The following is a 1,227-nucleotide window of genomic DNA, read 5'->3' as shown; positions in this document are numbered from 1 at the left end:
GTGCCCGGGTTGGTAGGGGGTGCGGTGCTTGAGCATGGCGTGCAGGACGTCGACGCGGCGGCGGGTGAGGCAGATGAGGGCTGCGTTGTGGCGTTTGTTTTCCGCGCGTTTCCTGTCGTAGTAGGCCCGCGATTCGGGGCTGCTCAGCGAGGCGAACGAGGCCAGGAACAGGGCTCGCTTGAGCGTCTTGTTGCCGCCTCGGGGTGGTCCTTCGCCCCGGATGGAGGTGCCGGAGCGACGGGTGGTGGGGGTCAGTCCCGCGTAGGAGGCCAGGTGGGCGGCGGTGGGGAATGCGCTGGCGTCGCCGACCTCGGCCAGGATGCGGGCTCCGGTCCTGACCGCGACCCCGGGCATGGAGGTCAGGACCTGCGCGAGAGGGTGGGTCTCCAGCAGGGCCGTCATGCGGGTCTCCAAGACCTCGCGGCGCTTGAGGAGAACGGCGAGCGACTCGGCCAGACCGCAGATGATCTCGCCGGCCGAGGCCGTGCCGGGGACCTGGACGGTCTGCTCGGCCAGCGCGGCATGAATCTGTCCTGCCAGCTCCCGGGGGGTCCGCATCCGTGGGGCAGCATCGGTCATGACCTCGATGAGCTCCTCGGTGCCGGCCTTCGCCAATGCGGCCGGGGAGCCGAACGTCTGCAGCAGGGCCAGGACCGCCGGGTGCCGCAGTCGTGGTCCCAGGACACGTTCCAGGCCCGGATGGATCGAGGTGAGCAGCCCGCGCAGCCGGTTGGAGGTGCGGGTGGCGTCCTGGGCCAGGTCGTCGTCGTAGCCCAGGACCATGGTCAGCTCGGCCCGTACGCTCTCGGCTGGGTCGATGGAGTGCAGCAGGTGGGGCATGGTGCGGGCGGCATCGGCGATGACGTAGGCGTCGCGGGCGTCGGTCTTGCCGGTGCCAGGATGCAGATCGGCCAGCCGGCGCATCGACAGCCCCGGCAGATAGGCGACTTCGCATCCACAAGCGCGGGCGACGGTGACCGCCAGGGTGCCGATGGAGGCCGGCTGGTCGACCACGACCAGGACTTTCCCCTTGCGCTGCAGCCGGGCGAACAGCTCCCGCAGTTGCGGCTCGCCGTTGGGCAGTGGCTTGTCGAAGGTCGTCCGGCCATCACGCAGCAGAGCCGTGCCGTGGTGGGTGGACTTGCCCACGTCCAGGGCACAGAAGACATCGATCGATGTGAAGTCGTTGCTGGTCACCGGGCTTTCCCTCCCCGGAGTCACAACCGG

The 1,227-nt window shown here is 69.7% G+C and carries 1 protein-coding gene; it reads right to left on the bottom strand.

Going from position 1 to position 1,227, the window contains the following annotated elements; translation table 11 throughout:
* Positions 1 to 1,197, bottom strand: a 1,197-nt coding sequence (locus ICC28_RS39950) for an IS110 family transposase (protein ID WP_188293783.1), incomplete at its 3' end; no start/stop codon positions are given.
* Between the last annotated feature and the right edge of the window lie 30 nt (positions 1,198 to 1,227).

This window comes from Streptomyces sp. TRM68416 (genome assembly GCF_014596915.1).
GTDB lineage: Bacteria > Actinomycetota > Actinomycetes > Streptomycetales > Streptomycetaceae > Streptomyces.
Note: the sequence above shows the minus strand (reverse complement) of the source record. Positions and strands in the feature narration are given on the sequence as shown.